The following is a 1,851-nucleotide window of genomic DNA, read 5'->3' on the forward strand; positions in this document are numbered from 1 at the left end:
CGTGGCCGGCAATGTCGGCTTGGCAGTGGTTGGAACCTACGGCTCGGTCATCATCGGGTCGAACGGCAGCTACACCTACACGCTCAACAATGCCGACACCGACACCAACGCGCTCGCCCAGGGCGCCACGGCGACKGATCAGTTCACCTACACGGTCAAGGATGCCAAYGGCGCAACCTCCTCGACCACGCTGACCATCACCATCACCGGCACCAACGACGCCCCGATTGCCGTCGCCGACACCAACGCCGGCGACGTCGTCATCGAGGCCGGCGTCAACCCCGGCAACACCGCCTTCGCCGGCGATCCGTCCGCCACCGGCAACGTGCTCACCAACGACACCGACGTCGACACCGGCGACRCCAAGACGGTTTCGGCCGTCAACGGCGTGGCCGGCAATGTCGRCTCGGCGGTGRTTGGAAMCTACGGCTCGGTCATCATCGGGTCGAACGGCAGCTACACCTACACGCTCAATAATGCCGACACCGACACCAACGCGCTSGCCCAGGGCGCCACGGCGACGGATCAGTTCACCTACACGGTCAAGGATGCCAAYGGCGCAACCTCCTCGACCACGCTGACCATCACCATCACCGGCACCAACGACGCYCCGATYGCSGTCGCCGACACCAAYGCTGGTGACGCGGTCACCGAGTCCGGCGTCAACCCCGGCAACATCGCCTTCGCCGGCGATCCCTCGGCCAYCGGCAACGTGCTCACCAACGACACCGACGTCGACACCGGCGACACCAAGACGGTTTCGGCCGTCAACGGCCTGTTGGCCAATGTCGGCTCGGCGGTGGTTGGGACCTACGGATCGGTCACCATCGGCTCGAACGGCAGCTACACCTACACGCTCAACAATGCCGAYACCGACACCAAYGCGCTSGCCCAGGGCGCCACGGCGACGGATCAGTTCACCTACACGGTCAAGGATGCCAATGGCGCCACCTCCTCGACCACGCTCACCGTCACCATCCACGGCACCAACGACGTGCCCACCCTGGCTCCAGTGCCGGCGCATACCTATACAGACACACCGGCTGACGACACGTTTACTCCAATCAGCGGCACTCTAAGCAGCACAGACCCTGATGCCGGTGACACAAAGGTCTATTCGATCGACAATGGTATTCCGGGGGCCTTCACTGTCAATGGCGACAACTACGACATCATAAAGGCCTCGTTCTACGGGCCTCTGTACCTCAACAGCCTGACGGGTGCTTACATATTCGTTCCAACAGACTCGCAAATCGAGAGCCAGAAGACAAATACTTCCAATCTCTTCACAATGACGGTGACGGATGCTTCAGGGGCATCAGCCACACAGACCCTGACCATCAACATAGCTGGAGTGAACGACACGCCGACGCTCGCGGCAGTGACTGGCCCGACCTACAACGACACGGCGGGCAACGACACGTTCAGTCCATCGTCGGGGACGTTGTCCGGCTCGGATCGCGATTTTGACACGCTGAGCTACGGTATCACCGGCGGAACGACCGGTGGCGGCACCGTTATCGGCGGGGTGACATACGATGTCTCGAAGGTGGGGAGCTTCGGCACGCTTTATGTGAAAAGTTCGACGGGCCAGTACACCTATCAGGAGAATGACAGCGCCATCAACGCGGCGACCGCCGCCACATCGGATAACTTCACCGCGACGGCGACGGACGGTGCTGCCTCAACGAGCACGGCTTTCACGGTCACCATCAATGGCGCCAACGACGCGCCTGTCGGTGTGAACGACACCAGCGCCAGCGCGGGTGCGAACGCGGCAACCGAGAAGGGTGGCACCGCCAACGGCTCGGGCGGCGCAAACGCCACCGGCAACGTCATCACCAATGACAC

General features: G+C 62.5%; 1 protein-coding gene. It reads left to right on the forward strand.

Annotation, left to right across the window (positions count from 1 at the left end; translation table 11 throughout):
- Window positions 1–1,851 (forward strand): beta strand repeat-containing protein (locus AC1DPX_RS35040; protein ID WP_477242584.1); only part of this gene is annotated, 1,851 nt, incomplete at both ends.

The sequence above is a fragment of the Mesorhizobium sp. 01N446 genome (genome assembly GCF_056399285.1).